Here is a 23,249-nt window from a genome sequence, read left to right on the forward strand (position 1 = left end):
ATGAAAAAAATAATAATATTAACGACTCTTTTTTACCCGTCTTTATTGCTGGCCAGCGAGCTTGTTTATACACCCATTAACCCAAGCTTTGGTGGTAGCCCGCTCAACGCAAGCATGCTGCTCAACAAAGCTCAATCACAAAACAAACACAAAGCTCATACGGTAGAAAAGACCTATGCAGAGCGGCTTCAAGAGTCTCTAGAACGTTCATACATAAATAAAATCGTGCGTGAACTTACCGATTTAGCATTTGGTGAAGATCCTACTGATAATGTATTTGGACAAGACTCAACGTTTATCAGTGGCGATTATGAAATTAAAATGATCACCAGCAATTCAGACAGTATTACTGTGCAAATTACCAACCTCATAAATGGTGAAATCACTACCATAGAAGTACCAAGGTTTACACCATGAAAAAGCGGACAATAAAAACAACATTAATTACTTTATTACTAGGAACAACCGTAGGCTGCTCAAGCTTAACTCAGGTCCTTCCCCCTGATATTAAGATTGCTCAAACATTAGAACAAACAGAGACATTTTCAGAATTACAAACATTACCAGCGCCAATGGGCAGTATACCCGTCTCAGTGTATTCATTTAGAGACCAAACGGGGCAATACAAACCCATTGCCAATGTCAGTTCATTTTCAACCGCAGTTACTCAAGGGGCGTCTGCGATCCTAGTACAAGCTTTAAACGAAACAGACTGGTTTATTCCTGTGGAGCGAGAAGGATTACAAAATATCCTTACAGAGCGCAAGATAATTCGAGCTGCACAAGATACAAACAATGGAAAAGCGGATAAACTCCCCCCTCTTAAAACCGCAAAAATTCTTATCGAAGGCGGTATAATCAGCTACGACTCTAATACAAAAACAGGTGGACTTGGCGCGGAGTATTTTGGAATAAGTACCTCAGAGCTATACCGAGAAGATGTTATATCTATTTACATGCGTGCAGTAGATGTCAGAACTGGCGTAGTACTAACATCCGTTGCAACGACAAAAACAGTACTCAGCCATGAAGTGAGGGCCGGGTTTTTCCGCTTTGTCAGTTATAAGCGACTCGCAGAAGCTGAGGCCGGTTATACTAATAATGAGCCTATGCATATTTGTGTCAAACAAGCGATAGAAAAAGCATTGGTGAACTTAATCAAAAGCGGTATCAAAAAAAGGATTTGGTCTCCCAAGGTGACTACCTAGCAAGTCTGAATTAAAAGGTAATGGAGACATTAAGACATATAAAGTCAGACAATGACTAAGAAACACCTCACAGCACAGTCGCTTTATATAATTCGAGACAAAAGCAGTTTCGTAATTGTCTAAAAAAAACTGTGCTGAAATACAGTACTTACATCAATGCCTCTTAATTAGTATGATAGCGAGTTAATGCATCAGGGAAAAACTGCCTAGCCCAATTCAATAGTTCGATGCGATTGCGTGACTTAGTTTTTTTAAAGGCACTATAAAGGTGGGTTTTTACTGTATGATCACTGATGTGTAATTTGTTGGCTATTTCTTTATTTTGAGCCCCTTCAGCAATTAACTTAATAATCGTTTTTTCGCGTTTTGTTAAATTGTACGTTGATTCGTCAATTTCAGCTTGCGGCACAGTACTTTTAGTCTGTATATGCTCACTCAATAATTCTGAGAAAGTGCTGCTAATAATGCTGCGACGAAACCATAGTTCACCGTCGAATATTGCTCTGATACTTTTTAACTGTACATCCGGCTTATCAGTTTCATATATAATACCTTTAATTCCAGCTAACAATGCACTTCTCTCTGATACAGCCCCATCTCTGACATTCATTAAAACGATAGGCCTCTTTTTAGCAAGTGTACTAATATTCTGCGGTATATACTCTGTCCACTTCACTGTTGCCATATCAATAAAAGTAACTTGCTCTGTCGCATCACATCCTACTTGTTCTGCTATTAATTCAAAGTTTTCCAAAAACACATTTTCAACATCTAACATCAGTAAAATACTACGTAAATAATAAAGGTTACTCTGTTCTTTGATTGTTTGCTGTGCTGTGATAATTGTTGCCATTCGCGCAGCTTTTCCCATGTGATTACCTTTTCTTTTTCCACAAATTCACAATGAACTTATTTCTGGTCCGACAAGATTAAAAATACACAAAAAAAACACATATGTAAATATTATGTTTTATTACAAAATAATTTATATAAAGCAATAATTAACCATTACTATAAATTAAAAGCATTCAATTTAAAGTGTTATAAAAATAGAACCCTTAAAAAAGCAAATAAAAATTTCACATTTCTTTACATTCCCTATGAAGAATCATAAATTCAGGTTAAAATACGAGCATTGCACCGCCATTTGTCTATACATCTATGTATAGATATCAATGACTTTTATTGAACTTATAGAGCCTTTCGCTAAAGTTATACTCATTTAGGTCGATACCTTTTTGCATTCTATAATAATTAGTAAAAGGCTTTCGTTGAATGGATATTGAATTAATCGTCGTTACGCTTAATCTTATCGTATTAGTTTTCGCATATGGAGTACTAAACCCTACGTTTTCTGGGCGCAACCTCATTAAAGTGTTAACGCAAGATCTCATCGCTTTAAGCGTTTCGCTCATGGTGGTGGGCTTTTATCTCGCCAATAAACAACTTAGCTTTACTTTACTTATGGTTGACGTGGATTGGTTCTGGTTTACCTTGCTTACTTTTCTAGCTTTAAAAACCCCCTTATTTTTATGGTATGCCAAACGGTGGAATATAGAACTCCCTATTCATCTTAAATCATGAAAAAGGCGCCTTTCGACGCCTTGTTTTTTCTTTAATTTACATTACTTTTGAAAATCAAACTATGTGGCACATTAAAGTCCCCCACTGTCCGAAATAAGTTATATCTCACTGTGATGCCACAGTGAGTCAATAATCTCGCTAAATGTCCCAGCCAATTTTGCTTGGCTTACGGGGCATGCCACCTGCTTAGCTAAACAGATCAAGTCAAAATACCCACGTAGCTTATTACTTGGCTTATCCATAACGAACAAAAATTCATGCCCAGCACTTTGCATAGTTTGTAGAATATCGCCAACATATGAGTGTTCGATCATATGTCGCGGCACTGTATGTAATTGCGCAAGTGGGACCATCACGTGTGAAACCATAAGATCATCACGTTTTAGCCCTAATTTTGCGGCAACTTTTAATACATAACTACTAGAGAGCCTCGCTTTTGAAATGATCCCCTGAAAGACATTACGCTCATTAGCAACCAAGCATGTTCGCATATAGGTTTTATTAAGTATGAGTAATGCATCGTTTAACCCCGTATCACCATCAATGATAACTGGGTGTATCAAATCAAGATTATACATTGCATCACATGCAGGGCTTTCTAACGTTAAGTTTGGCGCATTTTGATGACATAGCGCAGTGATAGGATATTCAGATAGTTTTTCAGTATGTACTGATGTATAAGTAGACATAGTCTCACCTGTTAATAAATTAAGCTTTCGACAAAAAATTGAGTGCGTTTAAAACTTAAATAACAGGTGGAGCTCGAATTATTGCATGGCTGTGGGTGCACTGGATAAATACATCACGATTATCATCGCTAATATCACACTTTGCTTTCAGGCTGACTTTTGACGGCTCTGTCGCCAGGAGATCTTGAGGGTCAAATTCTTGAGGATTAGTATCGTCATACGTAATAGTTTGCTGCTGATACTGGGTTTCAGTAGAGGCGTAACTAGGCTGCGTATTTGTTATCAACAATAACAAAACACTAAGCCAAGATATCATTAGCCACCTATAAAACTGCACGCTTACAACACTCCAAATTCAGACGTATTACCTTAAAAGTTCTTAATCTAGTGTATGGGCACCATAGAAATTAAACAAGACTACATTTATTAAAAATACCAGAGTCAAACAGACTCATGTAACTCACCATAACCACAAAATTAAAAATAAAAACTTTTATATCAATGTTATATATTATTTTTAAATATAAATAGCCATGGAATATTGCAATAGTTTGTTACGTAATAAGGCTTACTTAGTCACATTAGTAAGATATACTACCTCTATAAATAGACCAAACAACATTCATTGAGGTGTCGAGTGCAGTTAGCCCAAGGTATGGAATACTTTTTTTCTGGCTTTTCATTAATCACGCGAAAAGGCTTAAAGCGCTTCGTCTTTATTCCACTGGTTATTAATATTTTACTCTTTGGTAGCTCATTATTTTTCTTATACGATTGGCTCGTACAAGGTTTTGACTACCTAAACACACTTTTACCAGGCTGGTTAAGTTGGCTCGAATGGTTACTGTGGCCAATTGCTGTATTAGTCATCTTATTTAGTTACTCCATGGTATTTACCGTGATCACAAATTTTATTGCAGCCCCATTTAATGGCTTACTCAGCGAAAAGGTAGAGTTATATTTGACGGGCCAATCAATAAACGATGATAGCCTCAGCGATACGTTAAAAGATGTACCTCGCATGTTCGCCCGAGAATGGACAAAGCTTTGTTACTATATTCCTAGGGCACTTGGCTTTTTCATCTTGCTATGGGTATTGCCCATTTTTGGTCAAATTTTATGGATCTTATTCACCTGCTGGATGTATAACGTACAGTATAATGATTACCCTTTTGATAACCACAAAATCCACTTTAAACAGATGAAAGCTGACTTGAAATCGAAACAGGGTTTATCTTATGGCTTTGGCTTTGCTGTATTTATATTAACGTCAATTCCATTTATTAACTTAATTGTTATGCCTGTGGCTGTATGTGGCGCGACCAAGTTGTGGGTCGAAAATTACAGAATAAACTACCGCACGTAAATAGGCCATTCTCAATCAAATCAAGTTGTCACGTGTTTGTCACGTTAAGCCTATAATTTATGTAGATAAACTATAGGCTTAATCTTAAAAGTGAATAGCAATAATGAACACTAAATGCTTTTTGATCCTCGGTACACTCCTTATAAATGGTTGTGCAAGCGACTCTGACCTCATAAAAGATCTCCCTGCAACCCCATACAATAAACACAGCGACTTGACCACAGAGCCAGTCCCGTTACTAAACACAGTGCAGGTTGGTACTCGACCTCAGTTTTTGGTTAACCAGCTTGATGAGGGCGCATTAAAAAACAAGCTTGCGGCATGCCAAAATGGGCCTTTTTATAAAACCGACTTTTCAATTGGCCACCGCGGTGCCCCTATGCAATACCCAGAGCACACTAAAGAGTCATATGTGGCTGCGGCCAAAATGGGTGCTGGTATCCTTGAATGTGATGTTACTTTCACCAAAGATAAAGCCCTTGTTTGCCGCCACTCACAATGTGATTTGCATACCACGACAAATATTTTAAGTATTCCTGAGCTTGCCAATAAGTGTAGCGAGCCCTTTACACCCGCAGATCCTGCACAACAAGTCGCCGCTTCGGCAAAATGTTGTACTTCAGATATTACATTGGCTGAATTTAAACAGCTTAGCGGAAAAATGGACAGTGCCAATCCACAAGCTACAAATGTCATTGATTATCAAAATGGTACCGCCAATTGGCGTACGGACCTTTATGCGTCGCAGGGAACATTATTAACACATAAAGAAAGCATTGCCTTATTTGAATCATTAAATGTAAAAATGACCCCAGAGCTTAAATCTGCTAGCGTACAAATGCCATTCGACGGGATGTCTCAAGCAATGTATGCACAGAAAATGCTGGATGAATATGAAGAAATGGGTATCGCACCAGCTAAGGTTTTCCCTCAATCATTTAACTTAGCCGATGTCAGGTATTGGCTAGACAATGCGCCTTTATTTGCAACGCAAGCAGTCTACCTTGATGGTCGTTATAATATGCCAGGATTCAACCCTCTCAATGAAAAAACTTGGCAACCAAGCATGGCACAGTTAGTCGACGACGGTGTCAAAATCATCGCTCCACCACTGTGGGTACTTGTCACGTTAGATGCTCAAAACCAAATTGTGCCATCACAGTACGCTATCGCGGCAAAACAAGCAGGATTAAAAATTATCACCTGGACTTTAGAACGTTCAGCACCATTGGCCAGTGGTGGCGGTTGGTATTATCACTCTATCACCGATGCAATAAATAGCGATGATGATGCACTGGTTTTACTCGATGTTCTGGCTCAACAAGTTGGCGTGATGGGTGTGTTCAGCGATTGGCCGGCAACGACAACTTATTACGCAAGTTGTATGGAAATGCAAAGAGTTAATTAATCATATAACGCACGCATAAAAAAAGGGCCTATAGCCCTTTTTTTATGCGTTATTTTTTACCTAGCTTTTTGACTTGTATATGGACAGTCACTTCTTCTCTATCATGGTATAAATGCTTAGCTTGCAGACGGTAATCAACGTCATATTCAGCCAACTCTTCATGAATTAAAGTCAAACACTCATACACTGTATCAAAACGCTTTTTCATCGGGAGTTTGAGGTTAAATATAAGCTCTTTGGCATAACCATTAACAATCCAATCCAACATCAGATTTGCAACTTTCAATGGCTTTTCTATCATATCGCAGACTAACCAAGTTACATTCTTCTTTTCAGGTAAGTACTTAAAACCATCAACCGTATGGTGTTTAACTTGGCCAGACTCCATTAATGCTTCATTCATAGGCCCATTATCAATCGCTGTCACAAACATACCACGACGCACTAATTGGTATGTCCAACCACCAGGGCACGCACCCAAATCAACGGCTTTCATACCCGGTTCAATACGCCCTGCTACGTCAGTTTTTCCAATGAATACATTAAATGCCTCGTCTAATTTCAACGTTGAACGACTTGGTGCATCACTGGGCATACGTAAACGCGGGATCCCCATAAAAAATGGCGAATTGTTAGTACTGAAAGAATACCCCACATACGCGGTATCATTCGCTAAAAATAATACGTGTAGCACTGGCTTGGTGGGTTTATGCTCTCGCGTTAACTTATTCTGTTTTTCTAAACTTTTAGACAGAGGCGTTGAGAATTTTTTACAGAACTTAGAAAGCTCTTTTCCCTCATTGGTATCGGGAGTTTCCACTCTTAAATCGCCACAAAGCGGAAAATCACCAACAACAGCTTTGATTTCACTCACACGATCTTCAACGGACATATTATTCAGCAACACCCCAGTAAACCACTGTCTAGCAAATACTAAGCTTTTGAAATCTATTTTCTTTACCAATAACTCTGCCTGTTGTGGATCAAAACATTCAAAGATCACAAAGCCGGTATTGGGTTTCGCTTTTACATAGCCAGCAACAGCTTGCAAAGCAGCATGATGGTTAATTTCTGCAGCGGCATCACTTTCAAACCCACTACGACAATAAATAACGACACTCGACATCTGCGCTCTCTTTAAAATGAATGCTTAGCAATTTTATATAATAAAACAGACCAACCTGCTATCAGACAAACTCCACCAATCGGAGTGATTGGCCCTAGCCATTTCAAACCGGTTAGCGCTAGTAAGTACAAACTACCGCTAAATAATACTATGCCTACAATAAATAACCAACCAGCGGCAGACACATTTATGCCCCAGCGCATCATCACCGCGACGACAATCAACGCCAAACCATGACTCATTTGATATTCTGACGCGGTTTTAAATATACCAATGGCATACTCACTCACATGACGCTTTAATCCATGTGCAGCAAACGCTCCGAGCACCACTGACAACATGCAAAATGCGCTACCCAATAACAAATATAATTTAACCATTCACCACCTCTAATATAAAATCCGCAGCCAGCTGTGCGGCCAGCTGTGCGGCCAGCTGTGCGGCCAGCTGTCTATGTCCAGCTTCTGTGAAACCACTTTTCTTACGGGGTTTTAGTGAATGATCACCATCAACTAACCAACCCAGTTTAATTGACGCATCAAGAGACAAAGACTGCACTTCATGTTTATTACCAAATGTGTCTCGCTCTCCTTGTAATATCAAAAACGGGCAGCTTATTTTATCAAAGTGTTCAGTTCTTAATTTATCGGGTTTACCTGGCGGATGAAAAGGGTAGCCCATCGCTATTACCCCTGACACTGGCTGCTCTGTCTGGGTCACCAACATCGAGGCCATCCTGCCCCCCATTGATTTTCCACCGATAAATAATGGCAACTCTGATTCAACACTCGTGAGGACATATTCATAATAAGCAAGTAATTTAGGCGCCCTATCAGGCGGCCTGCGTTTTTCTAGCTGCTTAGCTAACTGCATATATTCAAAATCAAATAGACCAACTTGAATATTCAGTTCACAGAGCAAGTTAGCCATTCCCTGCATAAAGTCAGAGTCTGAGCCAGCTCCCGCACCATGGGCAAACACAAACTGTGCGATGGGCTGCTTTGGTTTAAACCATGTGATCATGCAAGCTGCTCCTGCTCAACCATACTTAACATCCAATCTTTAAATGACACAATTTTCCCAAGCTCCGATTGCGACTCACGTAATACCAAGTAATACGCATTTTTACTTTCTAAACTGTGGCTAAAAGGAATAATTAACCGTCCAGCATCTATATCAGGTTTAGCCAGCACACTATTGCCCAGCGCAACCCCCTGACCATGTACGGCGGCTTGTAACACCATGGATGAGTGACTAAATATCGGGCCTTGGTTCACTTGAACATTGCGTACTCCCGCAGTTTTGGTCCACGCCTTCCATGCCCTACGTGTCATATCATGTAATAAAGTATGGTGTTCTAAATCACTTGGTTGATCCAACGGTCTTGGGCCACTCAGTAACAGCGGGCTACACAAAGGCACCAAGTACTCTGTATGTAATTTATGTGTTTGCACGCCACTCCAGTGACCTCGGCCATAGTAAATCGCGACATCGACATCATCGGTTAAAGAATTCTCATCGTGATCTTGTGCTTTTATACGCACATCAATTTCAGGATGTAACTCATTAAATTTGCTCAATCTAGGGACTAGCCACTGGATCGCAAAGCTTGGGGTTAAACTAACGGTAATAGAGCCCTTTGCACCTCGTGCTAATAGCTTCTCGGTAGAATCTATCAGTTGTGAGAAAATTTCTTTGATGTCTAAAAAGTAGCCTTGGCCTTCTTCAGTCAGTAGTAATGACCGGTTTTTACGTAAAAATAGTTTCAGACCTAAATGTTCTTCCAATATTTTTATTTGATGGCTGACAGCAGCTTGTGTAACAAATAACTCTTCAGCTGCCTTTGTAAAGCTCAAATGTCGAGCTGCGGCTTCAAAAGCTTTCAGTGCATTTAGCGGGGGGAGTCGTCTCGACATGACTTAGATGCCTTTATTAAATGGCAGCCTTTATAGCTGCCATAGTATTATTATAAATCAGCAGCGCTAGTATCTAGGGCAGAGAAACTTTTGACGAGTTCATCCACTGCCTTCATTTGCTGTAAATAGCCTTCTAATTTAGCTAGCGGAAGTGCACATGGGCCGTCACACTTCGCTTCATTTGGGTTTGGATGGGCCTCAATAAACAATCCAGCAAGTCCCAATGCCATACCACTTCTTGCCAATTCAGCGGCTTGAGCTCTACGACCATCTGCAGAGTCTTCACGTCCACCTGGGCGCTGTAGTGCATGGGTTGCATCAAAAATAACGGGCGCCATCTGCTTCATGTCATCCATTCCCAGCATATCAACCACTAAGTTGTTATAGCCAAAGCTACTTCCACGCTCACATAAAATAACTTTGTTATTACCTGCTTCATTTAGCTTTTTGAGGATATGACGCATTTCATGCGGTGCTAAAAACTGCGGTTTTTTTACATTAATGACCGCATTCGTTTTAGCCATCGCGACAACTAAATCCGTTTGGCGCGCTAAAAACGCCGGTAATTGGATCACATCAACCACTTCCGCAACTGGAGCAGCTTGATGAGGTTCATGAACATCCGTGATCAAAGGGACATTAAACGTACGCTTAATCTCTTCAAATATTTTTAGCCCTTCCTCCATACCAGGTCCACGGTATGAGTTAATTGAAGAGCGGTTCGCTTTATCAAACGACGCCTTAAATACATAAGGTATGTTCAATTTAGTCGTCACTTCAGCATAATGCTCTGCAATTTTCATTGCTAAATCACGTGACTCAAGCACGTTCATACCACCAAATAGTACAAAAGGTTTGTCATTTGCCACTTCGACGTTGGCAACGTTGATTAATTGCGTATTCATATTTATTCCAATTTAATTGCCAATTATGCGTAGTAATTGCCCGCATAACCAAGCCATATAGGTACCAAGTGCGTAACCTAGTACCGCCAGTAAAACACCAACTGGCGCGAGTGCAGGGTGGAAAGCCGAAGCAACAACCGGTGCTGACGCGGCACCTCCGATGTTTGCTTTACTGCCCACCGCGACATAAAAAATAGGTGCTTTAATAATTTTGGCCACCAAGAATAGCAGCCCAATATGTACCGCCATCCACATAACGCCAATCACAACATATTTTGGGGCTTCAACAATTTTGGTAATATCCATATGCAAGCCTATGGTTGCAACCAAAATATATAAAAAACTTGAGCCAATTTTAGATGCCCCAACTGCTTCATATTGACGTACTTTCGTAAGTGATAACGCTAAGCCAATGGTCGTCACGAGTACAATTATCCAAAATAACTTGCTGTGTAATGAAAACTTTTTAAGTCCAGGGTAATGCTCAACAAAAAATGGTACCAATAAATCAGCGGCAAAATGGGCAAGGCCTGTGGCGCCAAATGCAAAGGCAATCAGGAGCATCAAATCTTTTAGCTCTGGCTTACGAGCATGTTCTTGTTCAAATTTTTGAACCTTATCAATGAGTCGGTCAATTGAGGTAGTATCTGCACCTGAGTGTGCATCAATTTCTTTATGACGACCAGCAATGTAAAGCAGAGCAGCCATCCATAGATTAGCCACCACAATGTCAACAGTGACCATAATGGTAAATATTTCCCCACCAGCACCATAGATCTCTTTCATGGCAACCATATTAGCTCCGCCACCGATCCAGCTCCCCGCAAGGGCAGCCATGCCTCGCCAAACGGCCTCTGGGCCTGCACCACCTAATAGCTCAGGCATAGTTACCGACGTGACTAAAAGCGCGATCGGTCCCCCAATTACAACGCCTACGGTCCCCGTCAAGAACATAATGACCGCTTTCCCTCCTAGCTCTGAGATCGCTTTAAGATCGATGCTCAGTGTCAGTAAGACCAAACAAGCCGGTAATAGGAAATATTTAGCAACACTGTAGACGTCATTATTATTGCCATCGACAATGCCAAAGGTATTTAATAATGAAGGTAAGAAGTAACACATCAGTAAAGCAGGTACATACTTGTAAAACTTTGCCCAAAAGCCTTGTTTTAAATTTGAGGTATAAAACACAAATCCTAATATAGCTGCGATCAACCCCAAAATTACGGCGTTATTTGTTACTAAAGCACTTCCTTCTTGCATTGCACCCTCACTGATTTTTTATTATTTAATGCAAAACATGGTTATGGTCTGCAAGTTCAGATATTTGATGTTCTATAATATCGATAGTGGGATCATCTGGGCACTCATCGACAAAGTATTGTAAGTCTACTTTGGCCATTGTAGGGCAATTGATTTGATTCAATAAATAGCCTCGGTCACGACGCTCATATGGATCATCCCCTAACATATTCATTAATAATTCAACGCAACTCAGTGCATGACCAAATTTGTCGGCTGCAATAAACGCCCATTTCTGCTGCGCTAAATACAGCTTAAACGCTTCATCACCCGTTACTATTTCCATGGGTTCTTCTTGTTTTTCTGGCTCATTCTCAGGTATCACATACCATGTTTGCTGACCGCCACAGGGCTCAACAATGTAACCTTCGTCTTCACTGAAGCCAATATGTACCATTACATCACCCTGCTCCATAGCAAGGTTCGCAGCGAACCCCGCCCGCTCGAGTAAATGGCATAATAAAATCGCCAATGACGTTGGTGAGCCACTACGCATACTTAATACATAACATACACTATTAAGTAAATGCTCAGGCTCATTCTGCTCGCTACCACTGAATAGCCATTGCGTATAAAACGCATCCAGTATCTCACTCACGCGCAGATGTAAATCAGCCGTTTTATGACTGATCTGATCAACCAGTAGCTCTAACTCGGCCAATTGACAATAACTCTGCTCCAATTGTGCTTGAGCATCCCAATGCTGTTCTGCACTAATACAGCGTAACAATGTATGTTGCGGTACATAGTCTTGTGTACTTTCTTGTTGTTCAAACCAAGTATCAGTCATAACTACCGAGTGTTCTCATTCTGTTTTTTCAAATCGAAAGGCTAGTTTACCAGTTTTTACAAAAGACCCAAGCACGGAAATAACTTCAAATGCAGTGAGGCTTATTTATTTAAAAGTGGCATTGTGATTATTGAAATAACATGGGTCGTGCACAAACGGCGAAAAACCGTTGAGCACACATGTTTTAAAGCAAAAAACTTGATTTTGAGCCAGCTAAATAGCCGATCGCCAGTAACGACACTATAGCAAGAGATAAAGCGCCTATTTGTGTTGATTTAGTTTGCGCCTTAGCACTCACAACACCCGCGACAATATACATAGCAACCAAAATTATTTTCTCCAACAACCAAGGTTGCTGCATTGGGTTTAAACTAGCAACAACCGCTAACGCAATTGCTGAAACAATTAATAATGTATCAATACTATGGCTGGCAATAAACACCCCTTTATTACCGGCTAATTTACCCGTTCTTAAACGAGACCCCGAACGAACTAAAAACAATAAAATGCTCAGAACAGCAAACATAACGTGAGTATGTTTTAACGCAATATATTCCATAATTTCTCATATTTTTGACGGTACTTTAATCTGGAAAACGCACTAATATCGCTTCAAGATCTTCAACGATGTTATTAAACACATCGACTAATTTCGGGTCAAAATGCAACCCTTTTTGATTACTAATTTCAGTAACAACCCGTTCTACATCCCAAGCCTCCTTGTAACAGCGCTTATGTCGTAACGCATCATATACATCAGCAAGTGCAACAATACGGCCAAAAACATGAATGTCTTCGCCTTTTTTACCTACTGGGTAACCAGTTCCATCCCATTTTTCATGGTGATCTCTTGCAATAATTGCCCCCGTATTGACGATTTCACGCCTAGAGTCTTTTAGTATTTGAAACCCTTTATCGGTATGTGATTGCATCACCTTCCATTCATCATCAGCCAATTTAGCCGGCTTATTTAAAATGGCATCGGGTATGCCAACTTTGCCTACATCGTGCAATGGAGATGCCATTCTAACCAGTTCAGCGTCTCTGTTGCTTAATCCATACCCCTCAGCAAGCGCATGGCATATATAAGCAACCCGTTTAACATGATTGCCCGTTTCAGTCGAGCGTTGCTCTAATGCTTCACTCAGCCGATACACTAACTCTTGCTGGGTATCTTCAATTTCTGCTTGAAGTTGCACATTTTCATAGGCCAACTGCACATTTTGAGTAAATATTTTTATTAAGTGCTTTTGTGTATCGGTTAAAAACTCAGGGATCCCCGAGATAAATAACATCGAGCTATGGTTATATTCACTAGAACAATATGCGAATAAGTAATTATCTTTATAAATGATGCCTTTTTCTTTTAGCGCTTGGTTACATGCATCAAGTTGCTCTGGTTTGAGCACTTCAGAAATGGGTTTACCCTCAGATTCTTCAAACTCACCACGGCCTGTAAACACAATGAGTTGATCTTGCTTCTGATATGGTTCATTGCTGGCAACTAAAGACGTGGCATAAATCGCTTCATCCACAGTGCCTAACAGAGAAGTTAATTGTTGCATCACCCCTTTTATAAAATGCTCTATTGAATGGGTTGCGAATATATCACGTGAAGCACAAATAATTTTTTCAAGGCCCTGACGTGATTGCTCTATCGCCAAAATATCGCGATATGAACGAAGACTCGACATTACCACAGTAAATAACTTCTGTGCAGTCAGTTCTGTTTTTGATTTATAATCGTTAATATCATAATTAACAATTACTTGCCTTTCTGGTGCTTGCCCTGGCTGGCCGGTTCGTAAAATAATTCGAATATGATTATTTTTGGCTGTTTCACGAATGAACTGTGCTACTTGCAGGCCTGCGTCATCGGTTTCCATTACAACATCAAGTAGCACAATGGCCGCATCAGGATGATCAATAATAACTTTGCGTGCCTCTTCCCCAGAATAAGCACTTAAAAATTCCAATCGTTTTTTTTGAAACTCAAAATCACTGAGAGCCAGCTTTGTTACGGCATGCACCTCAGGTTCATCATCAACAATAATGACTTTCCAAGTGCCACTGGCTTCTTGTTCGGCCACTTCGGTTGGCTCATCTGAAAACAAAAAATCATCCATTGTTCGGATCCTTTAAACGTACTATTGTTATTCGTTGAAGGGGATTACTCAGGCCACATTGCTAAAGTAACGCGATCACAGCCTGACATATCTTGTATAGTAAGTATATTGGTATACGCCATTTGTGCAAAATACTGCTGCAATTTAATGGCTTGCTGATACCCATGCTCTATCAATAAATAACCGCCAGGTTTTAAATGCGCGCGCCCTTTATCAATAATATGTTTAATATCAGACATGCCTTCATCTGATGCGACCAAAGCACTTAACGGCTCAAAGCGCACATCACCTTGTAATAAGTGTTCATCATCTTCTTCAATATACGGGGGGTTGCTAACTATCAGATCAAAACACTGTCCAGCAACGGATTGATACCAATCACTTTGCTTAACGGTTACATTGTTAATAGCCAACTTTTCTTGGTTTCTTTGTGCAAGTGCCACTGCGTCAACTGAAAAGTCTAATGCTGTTACTTGCCAGTTAGGCATTTCAGATGCCAACGCCAACGCAATTGCCCCAGTACCTGTGCCCAAATCAAGCACACTGGCAGTCTCTTCTAGCTCAATGCTTAATGCATACTCAACCAAAGTCTCTGTGTCAGGTCTTGGGATCAAAGTGCAGTTGTTTACCTCAAGCGATAAACTCCAAAACTCTCTTTCTTTGATGATATGCGCAATTGGCTCACCATTGACGCGTCGAGAAACACACGTTATAAACTGCGTATACTGTTCATCTAGCAAGTGTGCATCGGGCCAAGCAAATAAATAACTGCGTGGTTTACTTAAGATATGAAGGAGTAAAACCTCAGCATCAAGCTTCGCCGAATCAGAGGTAGCAGAAAATTCAGAAGAGGCCCAAGCAATGGCTTGGGCAACAGTAAAAGAGCTCACTGTTAATCATCACCCATCGCAGCAAGTAAATCTGCTTGGTGTTCTAATAAAAGAGGATCGACAATCGCGCCTAACTCACCCGCTACAATTTCATTCAAGCGATATAATGTCAGGTTAATACGGTGATCAGTAATACGACCCTGTGGGTAATTATACGTACGAATGCGTTCAGAACGGTCTCCACTTCCCACTAAATTCCGGCGTTCGGATGCTTCTGCCGCTTGACGCTTCTCATCTTCAGCTTGTTGCAAGCGCGCACCGAGTACTGACATTGCCTTTGCCCGGTTCTTATGCTGAGAACGTTCATCTTGACATTCAACCACCACCCCCGTCGGAAGGTGAGTAATTCGAATTGCTGAGTCTGTTTTGTTAACGTGCTGACCACCTGCTCCTGAGGCACGGAAAGTATCAACTTTGAGATCCGCACTATTTATTTGAATCGCTTCAGCTTCTGGTACTTCAGCCATCACAGCAACGGTACATGCAGAAGTATGTACGCGGCCTTGAGACTCGGTTTCTGGTACTCGTTGTACGCGGTGTGCTCCAGACTCAAATTTCAATTTACCGTAAACACCGTCACCACTTATATTAGCAATGACTTCACGATAGCCTCCATGCTCCCCTTCATTTACGCTAATAATTTCTATCTTCCATTTCTGTGTTTCTGCGTATCGGCTATACATGCGGAATAAATCGCCGGCAAAAATTGCAGCTTCATCACCACCCGTACCTGCACGGACTTCTAAAAACACATTATTATTGTCTTTAGGATCTTTTGGTAGCATAAGTACTTGAAGATCATCTTCCAACTGCACAATCGACGCTTTTGCTTCTTTATATTCTTCTTGCGCCATTTCACGCATATCAGGATCAGAGTCCTTCAACATCTCTTCCGCTGTTGCAACATCGTCTTGCGCCTGTTGGTATGATGCAAACGTCTTCACAACGTCTTCTAGCTCAGAATATTCTTTTGATAATGCTCTAAAACGATTTTGATCACTAATAATACTTGGATCACTCAGCATCGCTTGAACTTCTTCATAACGTTCTGCCAAGGTCTCTAACTTACGATATACAGACTCTTTCATTAATTTACTATTCCTGCTCAATTCCTAGTGTGTGTTTCAGCTGTGCCAATTGCTCTATATCGCCCTGCTTAGCCGCCTCTTGAATGGCTCGCGTTGGCGCATGCGTTAAACGGTTAGTAAGCTTATTGGCCAACTCAAGCAAGACTTTTTCTGAAGACTTACCCGATTGTAACTGATTGAGTGCTTTTTCAACCAGCTCGTTTTTAACATCTTGTGCATTTTTTCTATATTCACGGATCACATCCACCGACTGCAATGACCGCTGCCACTGAATAAATTCGCGAGTCTTTTCTTCTATAATATTTTGGGCTTGACGCGCAGCTTGCTCTCGACTGGCCATGTTTTCACTGACAATCGTCTGTAAGTCATCTACCGAATACAAATAGGCCGCATCTAATTCACCAACTTGGCTTTCAATGTCTCTAGGGACTGCAATATCAATCAATAACATGGGTTTATGCCGACGCTTCTTGAGCGCTTGCTCCACCACCCCTTTACCAATTATGGGTAGTGTACTGGCGGTAGAACTGATCACAATATCCGACTTATGCAACTCATTGGGCAGTTGTGCAAGTGAGATAACTTCCCCCTCTATGTCTTCTGCAAGCCCTTGCGCACGCTCAATCGTTCTGTTAGCAACCGTGATAGATTTGGGGTGATGCTGATATAAATGTTTAGCAACCAGTTCTATGGTTTCACCTGCACCGATAAGCAGCACCCGTGTTTTGTCTAGTTGACCATAAATATGCTTCGCCAAATTCACTGCGGCATACGCAACCGAAACAGCGCTCGCGCCAATTTCAGTTTCCGTTCTCACCTGCTTTGCAACAGAAAAAGTTTTTTGAAACAGTCGCTCAAATGTGGGCCTAATGCCATTGTGATGCTTAGCGCTATTGTATGCTTGCTTTATTTGCCCCAATATTTGTGGCTCACCCAATACCAATGAATCGAGTCCACATGCCACTCTCATTAAATGATTTATGGCATCATTATTATGGTGAATATAAATATTATCACTCAGCTGAGCTTCATCTATTTTATGAAACGATGCTAACCAACTGAGAAGCGCTTGGGAATTCTCACTCTCAAGGCTACAATAGACCTCGGTACGGTTGCAGGTAGAGACAATAACTGACTCTTTAAACAGCTCACTTTGCGCAAGTTGCGTTAACGCATCTGACAGTTGTTCTGGTGAAAACGCGACTTTTTCGCGTAATTCTACCGATGCGGTTTTGTGATTTATACCAAGTGCGATGATGGTCATAGATGCCAGTATTGCCCGAGCCCAGCTTTAAAGTGGGCGATTTTACCAAAAATCAATCGAATATGGAAAGTAAGGAACTTCATTTGACACAATTTCATTTGATTTTGCTCATGTTTTATTTATTTATTAGTGGATGTGCGCAAAAAATATCACCCGTTAGCTCTGAAAACCCGCAATGGAAAACCCAGTTACAGGGACAAACTGCGTGGCATGCACGGGGTAAATTGGCATTTATTAGCCCTCAAGAGCGTCAATCTGCCAACTTTAATTGGCAATTAAGCAATAATAAACAACATCTCATTTTGACCAGTTTCATCGGCACTCGGTTACTTGAATTAACTGAGCACCAAAATCATAGCGAGCTTATTTATGATGGAACAACCTATAAAGATGATAATAGTAGTGCTTTAATCAAACGTCTAAGTGGGTTTACCTTACCAATGGGTCAAGCGCCTAACTGGCTAACAGCAACCGTAAAAAATGATTCAAATGAATATGACGCCCAACATCGTCTAACGGCAACAAAATGGGTTGACCCTCAAGGCCAAGTTTGGCGTGCAAAGTATCAAAAATATAAATTATATGACCAAATGTGGCTCCCCACACGAATGGTCCTGACACAAAAAGACTTAACCGTAAAACTTCAGCTCAATGAATGGCAATTTTAAAATGACTTCCGTTTCTATTACAGCACCAGCTAAACTTAACCTTTTTCTACATATTAATAATAAACGCGACGATGGGTATCACGAATTAGAAACCCTGTTTACCTTTTTAGATTTTGGTGACGAGCTAACTTTTACACTAACCAATGAAAAAACTATCAGTCTTTGTGATGGCAATTATGGGATCCCCCAACACGACAATTTAATATATAAAGCCGCTTTAGCATTACAATCTTATAAAAAAGTACCTTTAGGCGTTAATATAAAATTAATTAAAAAGCTACCAATGGGCGGCGGAGTTGGAGGCGGTTCATCAGATGCAGCCACCACATTATTAACCCTCAACACACTGTGGAACTGTCAACTTACTATTGCTGAATTGGCAAATATAGGGGTAAAACTCGGGGCGGACGTTCCTGTATTTATCCATGGTAAAACCGCGGTAGCACAAGGGATTGGTGAAAAATTAACACCGATAAAACTCCCTAAAAAGTGGTACTGTGTGGTGTTTCCAAATGTCCATATTAGTACTGCTGAAATATTTACTCACCCTGATTTACCACGCAATACCCCCAAACTATCCGAAGGCTGGAAATTAGCAGAAACGCAGAACGATTGTGAAGCTTTAGTCAAAAAGCTCAACAGCGAGGTTGAAAAGACCCTACTGTGGTTGCTAAAATACGGCCCATCCAGAATGACGGGAACAGGGGCGTGTTGCTTTGTTGAACTTGATTCGCAAATAGCCGCACAGCGTGTGCTCAATTCATTACCGTCATGCTGGCAAGGGTTTGTAGCCCCAAACTCCGCGATTTCTCCTGCACATACACAGTTAGAAGCGCGGTTAAAGTAGAAGTAAAATTGTTTAAGTTAGCCTGTTTTGACTCTGTCATTGCATGTTAGTCCAAAAATTCAGTGCCTGAGGAACCCTACCGTGCCTGACATGAAGCTCTTCGCTGGTAACGCAACACCTGAGTTAGCTCAAAAAGTTGCAAAACGTTTATTCATTGAATTAGGTGATGCTGTAGTTGGTCGTTTTAGTGACGGCGAGATCAGTGTTCAAATCAATGAAAACGTACGCGGATCGGATGTTTTCATTATCCAGTCAACTTGTGCCCCTACTAACGATAACCTTATGGAACTTATCGTTATGGTCGATGCTTTGCGTCGCGCCTCTGCAGGTCGTATTACAGCTGTGATCCCTTACTTTGGTTATGCCCGTCAAGACCGTCGTGTACGTTCTGCCCGTGTACCAATTACTGCTAAGGTTGTTGCTGACTTCCTATCTAGCGTTGGTGTAGACCGTGTGTTAACGGTTGACCTTCACGCAGAACAAATCCAAGGATTCTTCGACGTACCTGTCGACAATGTATTCGGTAGCCCAGTTTTACTTGATGACATGAAAGAACGTGAGTTCGATGATGTTGTTGTGGTGTCTCCTGATATCGGTGGTGTTGTTCGTGCTCGTGCAATCGCTAAGTTATTAGACGACACAGACCTTGCAATCATTGATAAACGCCGTCCACAAGCAAACGTATCACAAGTAATGCATATTATTGGTGATGTAGCTGGTCGTGACTGTATTATTGTTGATGATATGATTGATACTGGCGGTACATTATGTAAAGCAGCTGAAGCACTAAAAGAACACGGTGCTAAGCGTGTCTTTGCGTATGCAACTCACCCCGTTCTTTCAGGCTCTGCAGCAGAGAATTTACGTAACTCCGTCATTGACGAAGTGATTGTAACTGACTCTATTCCTCTTTCAGATGAACTGCGTAGCCTAGATAATATTAAAGTACTCACCCTTGCAGATATGTTAGCCGAAACGATTCGCCGTATCAGTAATGAAGAGTCTATCTCAGCAATGTTCCAACATTAATAAATAATGTGACATCGTATATCAGAGAATAAAAAGCACCCTAAGGGTGCTTTTTTTGTATCTATAGTTTTATTTGCGCTATGGCAATGGTATAGTAGCGCGCCTTTTTTAGGTAGTTGAGGTACTTGGTCGCGAGTATCTTAAAAACATTAATCAAATTATTTTTGGAGACATCATGTCTAACGAATCATATACATTGAATGCCGAAGTACGTGTTGACCTAGGTACGGGTGCGAGCCGCCGTCTACGTCATGCAGACAAAGTTCCAGCTATCCTTTACGGTGCAGATAAAGAAGCGCTAGCGCTTACTCTTGAGCACAACAAAGTGATCAAAGCACAAGAAGATGAAGGTTTCTACAGCCACATCCTTACGCTAAACATCGCTGGTGAGTCTGTTGAAGCAATTCTTAAAGACATTCAACGTCACCCATTTAAGCCTAAAGTAATGCACATGGATTTCCAACGTGTAGATGCTTCTCACAAAATCCACACAAAAGTACCTGTACACTTCCTAAACGAAGATGCAGCAACTAAAGGTGGAAACACTGTAGCGCACCAAGTGACTGAAATCGAAATCACATGTCTTCCAGCTGCACTACCTGAGTTCATCGAAATCGACGTAGCTGCTCTAGCAGTAGGTGTTACTCTTCACCTTTCAGACGTAACTCTTCCAGCTGGTGTTACTTCAGTTGAGCTAGCTAAGGGCGAAGGTCACGACCAAGCGGTTGTTACTCTAAACGCTCCTAAAGGCGCTGCTTCTGAAGAAGCTGAAGAAGCTGCTGAATAATTCAAAGGTGTCAGCACCTTGAATAATATTCAAATGCTAGTGGGCCTGGCTAATCCAGGCCCCGAATATCAAAATACACGTCACAATGCTGGTGCATGGTTCATCGAAGAACTGGCCAGACGCTATAATTGCCAACTCAAACCTGATGCCAAACACCACGGCTTAACAGGCAAAGTACTCATAAAAAATCAAGAATTTAAGCTACTAATCCCCACTACTTTTATGAATTTAAGTGGTAAATCTGTCAGCAGCTTAGCGAATTTTTATAAAATTCCTGTTGAGAATATACTCGTTGCACATGATGAAATGGATTTAGACCCAGGCGTTGCCAAATTAAAGAAAGGCGGCGGACATGGCGGGCATAATGGACTCAAAGACATTATCGCCAAAATGGCTAACAATAAAGACTTTATGCGACTTCGTGTTGGTATCGGTCACCCTGGACACAGAGATAAAGTGACAGGCTGGGTGTTAGGAAAAGCACCTCAAGCGGATCAAGAAGTTATAGATGCAGCCGTTGATGAAGCTGTACGTTGTATGGAAATATTAGCGAAAGATGGTGTGCTAAAAGCACAAAACAGACTACATTCATTTAAGCCGTAAATAACGACACGTTATTGCGGTTTTTTGAGTAACATAAAGGTTCAAAACTATGGGTTTTAAATGTGGCATTGTCGGTTTACCTAATGTAGGTAAATCAACCTTATTTAATGCATTAACCAAAGCCGGCATTGAAGCCGCTAACTTTCCATTTTGTACAATCGAGCCAAACACTGGTGTAGTACCAGTGCCTGACGCTCGTTTAGACCAACTTGCTGAAATTGTTAATCCACAGCGTATTATCCCAACTTCAATGGAGTTTGTAGATATTGCAGGGTTGGTTAAAGGCGCATCAAAAGGTGAAGGCTTAGGTAACCAATTCTTAGCTAATATTCGTGAAACAGATGCAATAGGGCATGTTGTCCGTTGTTTTGAAGATGAAAATATCGTTCACGTATCAGGTACCATTGACCCAGCTGACGATATTGATGTGATCAATACTGAGTTAGTACTTGCTGATATGGATGCAGCTGATCGCGCAGTACAGCGCAATGCAAAAAAAGCCAAAGGTGGTGATAAAGACGCAAAATATCAAAATGATGTTTTGGTCAAAATAAAAGCGCACCTCGATGAAGGTTTAACGTTACGCTCATTAGAGCTTACCAAAGAAGAAAAAGATGCAATAAAAAGCATTAACTTCCTAACGATTAAACCAACCATGTATATTGCCAATGTGACTGAAGATGGTTTTGAAAATAACCCATTCTTAGATAAAGTTCGTGAAATAGCAGCAGCAGAAGACGCAGTCGTTATTCCGGTATGTGCGGCAATTGAGTCTGAGCTTTCTGAACTAGAAGAAGATGACAAACGCGAATTTATGGAAGATCTTGGTCTAGAAGAGCCAGGACTTAACCTTGTGATCCGCGGTGGTTATGAACTTCTTAAGTTGCAAACTTACTTTACTGCTGGTGTAAAAGAAGTCCGTGCTTGGACCGTTCCTGTTGGGGCAACAGCACCACAAGCCGCGGGTAAAATTCATACTGACTTTGAGCGAGGCTTTATTCGTGCTCAAACCATTGCATTTGATGACTACATTGAGTTTCGCGGTGAAAGTGGTTCTAAAGATGCAGGAAAAATGCGCCAAGAAGGTAAAGATTACATCGTTAAAGATGGTGATGTCTTAAACTTCTTGTTCAATGTCTAACTAAACATCGAACCTTACTATAAAGGGCCAACTGTGGCCCTTTTTGCTTTTTAAGTAGCGATACCGCAACACCACACAGCTAAAATATCATCTGTATTAACACGACAACGGCTTCTTCATCGCATCACGTTTTCAATATGCATTGTTTTTAACAAAGCTAATTGCTTATTTAGACCGTTATAGAGACCCAAAACATGATACATGGCAAAGCGCATAACGAAATTTGTCATAGAGTCTTATAAAAGACAGGCAACCCTCACATAAATTTAATCACCACTTTATGCTAGTCGGGGGTTTTCAGTACATTATTTTACCAATACACCAATATTGATGACTTTCCTTGTAAGCAGCCAACACAAAATTTTTCTGACAAATATAGATACACACACACTTTTTGTATAAAATCTCTTCTGTCACTTGTGTTTATTGGGCGAATTCGTTTATTTAATCTGCAAACAAGCCACTGGCAGTGATTTTTTGCAAAAAAGGTGTTGACGAGTTTAGGCCATATC

At 40.8% G+C, this 23,249-nt stretch carries 26 protein-coding genes; 11 read left to right on the forward strand and 15 right to left on the reverse strand.

What is annotated here, in order from left to right; all coding sequences use genetic code 11:
• Together CWC18_RS11710 and CWC18_RS11715 are read left to right on the forward strand one after the other, a co-directional pair.
• Nucleotides 1-417, forward strand: a complete 417-nt coding sequence (locus CWC18_RS11710; RefSeq protein ID WP_138591940.1) for a curli assembly protein CsgF — start codon at nucleotides 1-3, stop codon at nucleotides 415-417.
• Entirely contained in the window at nucleotides 414-1,208 is a 795-nt protein-coding gene (locus CWC18_RS11715) for a CsgG/HfaB family protein (RefSeq protein ID WP_138675308.1), read from the forward strand. The genes CWC18_RS11710 and CWC18_RS11715 overlap by 4 nt, the downstream gene beginning before the upstream one ends.
• Nucleotides 1,209-1,371: 163 nt before the next feature.
• Here CWC18_RS11715 and CWC18_RS11720 read toward each other — a convergent pair whose 3' ends face one another.
• Nucleotides 1,372-2,079, reverse strand: a complete 708-nt coding sequence (locus CWC18_RS11720; RefSeq protein ID WP_138591938.1) for a helix-turn-helix transcriptional regulator — start codon at nucleotides 2,077-2,079, stop codon at nucleotides 1,372-1,374.
• 404 nt (nucleotides 2,080-2,483) lie between these two features.
• Between CWC18_RS11720 and CWC18_RS11725 the strand changes: the two genes are divergently transcribed.
• Nucleotides 2,484-2,792, forward strand: coding sequence for a hypothetical protein (locus CWC18_RS11725; protein WP_138591937.1), 309 nt, complete (start codon nucleotides 2,484-2,486; stop codon nucleotides 2,790-2,792).
• Nucleotides 2,793-2,890: 98 nt separating this feature from the next.
• On the opposite strand, the gene CWC18_RS11730 is transcribed toward CWC18_RS11725, so the two are convergent.
• Together CWC18_RS11730 and CWC18_RS11735 are read right to left on the reverse strand one after the other, a co-directional pair.
• Complete coding sequence (locus CWC18_RS11730; protein ID WP_138591936.1) at nucleotides 2,891-3,481, reverse strand: hypothetical protein; 591 nt, start codon at nucleotides 3,479-3,481, stop codon at nucleotides 2,891-2,893.
• A 55-nt stretch (nucleotides 3,482-3,536) separates the two neighbouring features.
• Complete coding sequence (locus CWC18_RS11735; protein WP_138591935.1) at nucleotides 3,537-3,797, reverse strand: hypothetical protein; 261 nt, start codon at nucleotides 3,795-3,797, stop codon at nucleotides 3,537-3,539.
• A gap of 321 nt (nucleotides 3,798-4,118) precedes the next feature.
• On the opposite strand from CWC18_RS11735, the gene cysZ reads away from it, so the two are divergent.
• Together cysZ and CWC18_RS11745 are read left to right on the forward strand one after the other, a co-directional pair.
• Nucleotides 4,119-4,847: a sulfate transporter CysZ gene (gene cysZ / locus CWC18_RS11740; protein WP_138591934.1), complete on the forward strand. Its 729-nt coding sequence runs from the start codon at nucleotides 4,119-4,121 to the stop codon at nucleotides 4,845-4,847.
• Nucleotides 4,848-4,950: 103 nt separating this feature from the next.
• Nucleotides 4,951-6,255, forward strand: a complete 1,305-nt coding sequence (locus CWC18_RS11745) for a glycerophosphodiester phosphodiesterase family protein (protein WP_138591933.1) — start codon at nucleotides 4,951-4,953, stop codon at nucleotides 6,253-6,255.
• A gap of 49 nt (nucleotides 6,256-6,304) precedes the next feature.
• Here CWC18_RS11745 and rlmM read toward each other — a convergent pair whose 3' ends face one another.
• The 12 genes from rlmM to hemA all read right to left on the reverse strand — a co-directional run bounded on the left by rlmM (nucleotide 6,305) and on the right by hemA (nucleotide 17,662).
• Nucleotides 6,305-7,381 (reverse strand): 23S rRNA (cytidine(2498)-2'-O)-methyltransferase RlmM, encoded by a 1,077-nt coding sequence (gene rlmM / locus CWC18_RS11750; RefSeq protein WP_138591932.1) that lies wholly within the window; start codon nucleotides 7,379-7,381, stop codon nucleotides 6,305-6,307.
• An 11-nt stretch (nucleotides 7,382-7,392) separates the two neighbouring features.
• On the reverse strand, nucleotides 7,393-7,761 hold the full coding sequence (locus CWC18_RS11755) for a DUF423 domain-containing protein (protein WP_138591931.1): 369 nt from the start codon (nucleotides 7,759-7,761) through the stop codon (nucleotides 7,393-7,395).
• Nucleotides 7,754-8,404, reverse strand: a complete 651-nt coding sequence (locus CWC18_RS11760) for an alpha/beta family hydrolase (RefSeq protein ID WP_138675309.1) — start codon at nucleotides 8,402-8,404, stop codon at nucleotides 7,754-7,756. Before CWC18_RS11760 ends, CWC18_RS11755 begins: the two co-directional genes overlap by 8 nt.
• On the reverse strand, nucleotides 8,401-9,297 hold the full coding sequence (locus tag CWC18_RS11765; RefSeq protein ID WP_119859657.1) for a transcriptional regulator GcvA: 897 nt from the start codon (nucleotides 9,295-9,297) through the stop codon (nucleotides 8,401-8,403). The genes CWC18_RS11760 and CWC18_RS11765 overlap by 4 nt, the downstream gene beginning before the upstream one ends.
• 50 nt (nucleotides 9,298-9,347) lie before the next feature.
• Entirely contained in the window at nucleotides 9,348-10,202 is an 855-nt protein-coding gene (gene kdsA / locus CWC18_RS11770) for a 3-deoxy-8-phosphooctulonate synthase (RefSeq protein ID WP_138591929.1), read from the reverse strand.
• Nucleotides 10,203-10,214: 12 nt separating this feature from the next.
• Nucleotides 10,215-11,465: a DUF819 domain-containing protein gene (locus CWC18_RS11775; RefSeq protein WP_138591928.1), complete on the reverse strand. Its 1,251-nt coding sequence runs from the start codon at nucleotides 11,463-11,465 to the stop codon at nucleotides 10,215-10,217.
• 25 nt (nucleotides 11,466-11,490) lie between these two features.
• The gene (locus CWC18_RS11780; protein WP_138591927.1) at nucleotides 11,491-12,294 is read right to left on the reverse strand and encodes a tetratricopeptide repeat protein; all 804 of its coding nucleotides are present in this window, start codon (nucleotides 12,292-12,294) and stop codon (nucleotides 11,491-11,493) included.
• A 184-nt stretch (nucleotides 12,295-12,478) separates the two neighbouring features.
• Nucleotides 12,479-12,853 carry a SirB2 family protein gene (locus CWC18_RS11785; RefSeq protein WP_138591926.1) on the reverse strand — a complete coding sequence of 125 codons (375 nt, stop codon included), beginning with the start codon at nucleotides 12,851-12,853 and terminating at the stop codon, nucleotides 12,479-12,481.
• A gap of 25 nt (nucleotides 12,854-12,878) precedes the next feature.
• On the reverse strand, nucleotides 12,879-14,420 hold the full coding sequence (locus CWC18_RS11790; protein WP_138591925.1) for a response regulator: 1,542 nt from the start codon (nucleotides 14,418-14,420) through the stop codon (nucleotides 12,879-12,881).
• A gap of 44 nt (nucleotides 14,421-14,464) precedes the next feature.
• Entirely contained in the window at nucleotides 14,465-15,310 is an 846-nt protein-coding gene (gene prmC, locus CWC18_RS11795; RefSeq protein WP_138591924.1) for a peptide chain release factor N(5)-glutamine methyltransferase, read from the reverse strand.
• A 2-nt stretch (nucleotides 15,311-15,312) separates the two neighbouring features.
• Nucleotides 15,313-16,398 carry a peptide chain release factor 1 gene (prfA, locus tag CWC18_RS11800; RefSeq protein WP_138591923.1) on the reverse strand — a complete coding sequence of 362 codons (1,086 nt, stop codon included), beginning with the start codon at nucleotides 16,396-16,398 and terminating at the stop codon, nucleotides 15,313-15,315.
• Nucleotides 16,399-16,405: 7 nt separating this feature from the next.
• Complete coding sequence (gene hemA / locus CWC18_RS11805) at nucleotides 16,406-17,662, reverse strand: glutamyl-tRNA reductase (protein ID WP_138591922.1); 1,257 nt, start codon at nucleotides 17,660-17,662, stop codon at nucleotides 16,406-16,408.
• A gap of 83 nt (nucleotides 17,663-17,745) precedes the next feature.
• On the opposite strand from hemA, the gene lolB reads away from it, so the two are divergent.
• The 6 genes from lolB (at nucleotide 17,746) to ychF (ending at nucleotide 22,737) form a co-directional block, all read left to right on the forward strand.
• A complete protein-coding gene (gene lolB, locus CWC18_RS11810; protein ID WP_171041095.1) occupies nucleotides 17,746-18,330 on the forward strand; it encodes a lipoprotein insertase outer membrane protein LolB in 585 nt (194 codons plus the stop codon).
• Nucleotide 18,331: 1 nt separating this feature from the next.
• Entirely contained in the window at nucleotides 18,332-19,177 is an 846-nt protein-coding gene (ispE, locus tag CWC18_RS11815; protein ID WP_138675310.1) for a 4-(cytidine 5'-diphospho)-2-C-methyl-D-erythritol kinase, read from the forward strand.
• An 81-nt stretch (nucleotides 19,178-19,258) separates the two neighbouring features.
• A complete protein-coding gene (locus tag CWC18_RS11820; protein ID WP_010361700.1) occupies nucleotides 19,259-20,206 on the forward strand; it encodes a ribose-phosphate pyrophosphokinase in 948 nt (315 codons plus the stop codon).
• 175 nt (nucleotides 20,207-20,381) lie between these two features.
• Nucleotides 20,382-20,993, forward strand: coding sequence for a 50S ribosomal protein L25/general stress protein Ctc (locus CWC18_RS11825; protein ID WP_138675311.1), 612 nt, complete (start codon nucleotides 20,382-20,384; stop codon nucleotides 20,991-20,993).
• Between the two features lie 18 nt (nucleotides 20,994-21,011).
• Nucleotides 21,012-21,596, forward strand: a complete 585-nt coding sequence (pth, locus tag CWC18_RS11830; RefSeq protein ID WP_138591918.1) for an aminoacyl-tRNA hydrolase — start codon at nucleotides 21,012-21,014, stop codon at nucleotides 21,594-21,596.
• A 49-nt stretch (nucleotides 21,597-21,645) separates the two neighbouring features.
• Complete coding sequence (ychF, locus tag CWC18_RS11835) at nucleotides 21,646-22,737, forward strand: redox-regulated ATPase YchF (RefSeq protein WP_138675312.1); 1,092 nt, start codon at nucleotides 21,646-21,648, stop codon at nucleotides 22,735-22,737.
• Nucleotides 22,738-23,249: the final 512 nt, after the last annotated feature.

Origin of the sequence: Pseudoalteromonas aurantia (assembly GCF_005886875.1) — a bacterium.
Taxonomy (GTDB): Bacteria; Pseudomonadota; Gammaproteobacteria; order Enterobacterales; family Alteromonadaceae; genus Pseudoalteromonas; species Pseudoalteromonas aurantia_A.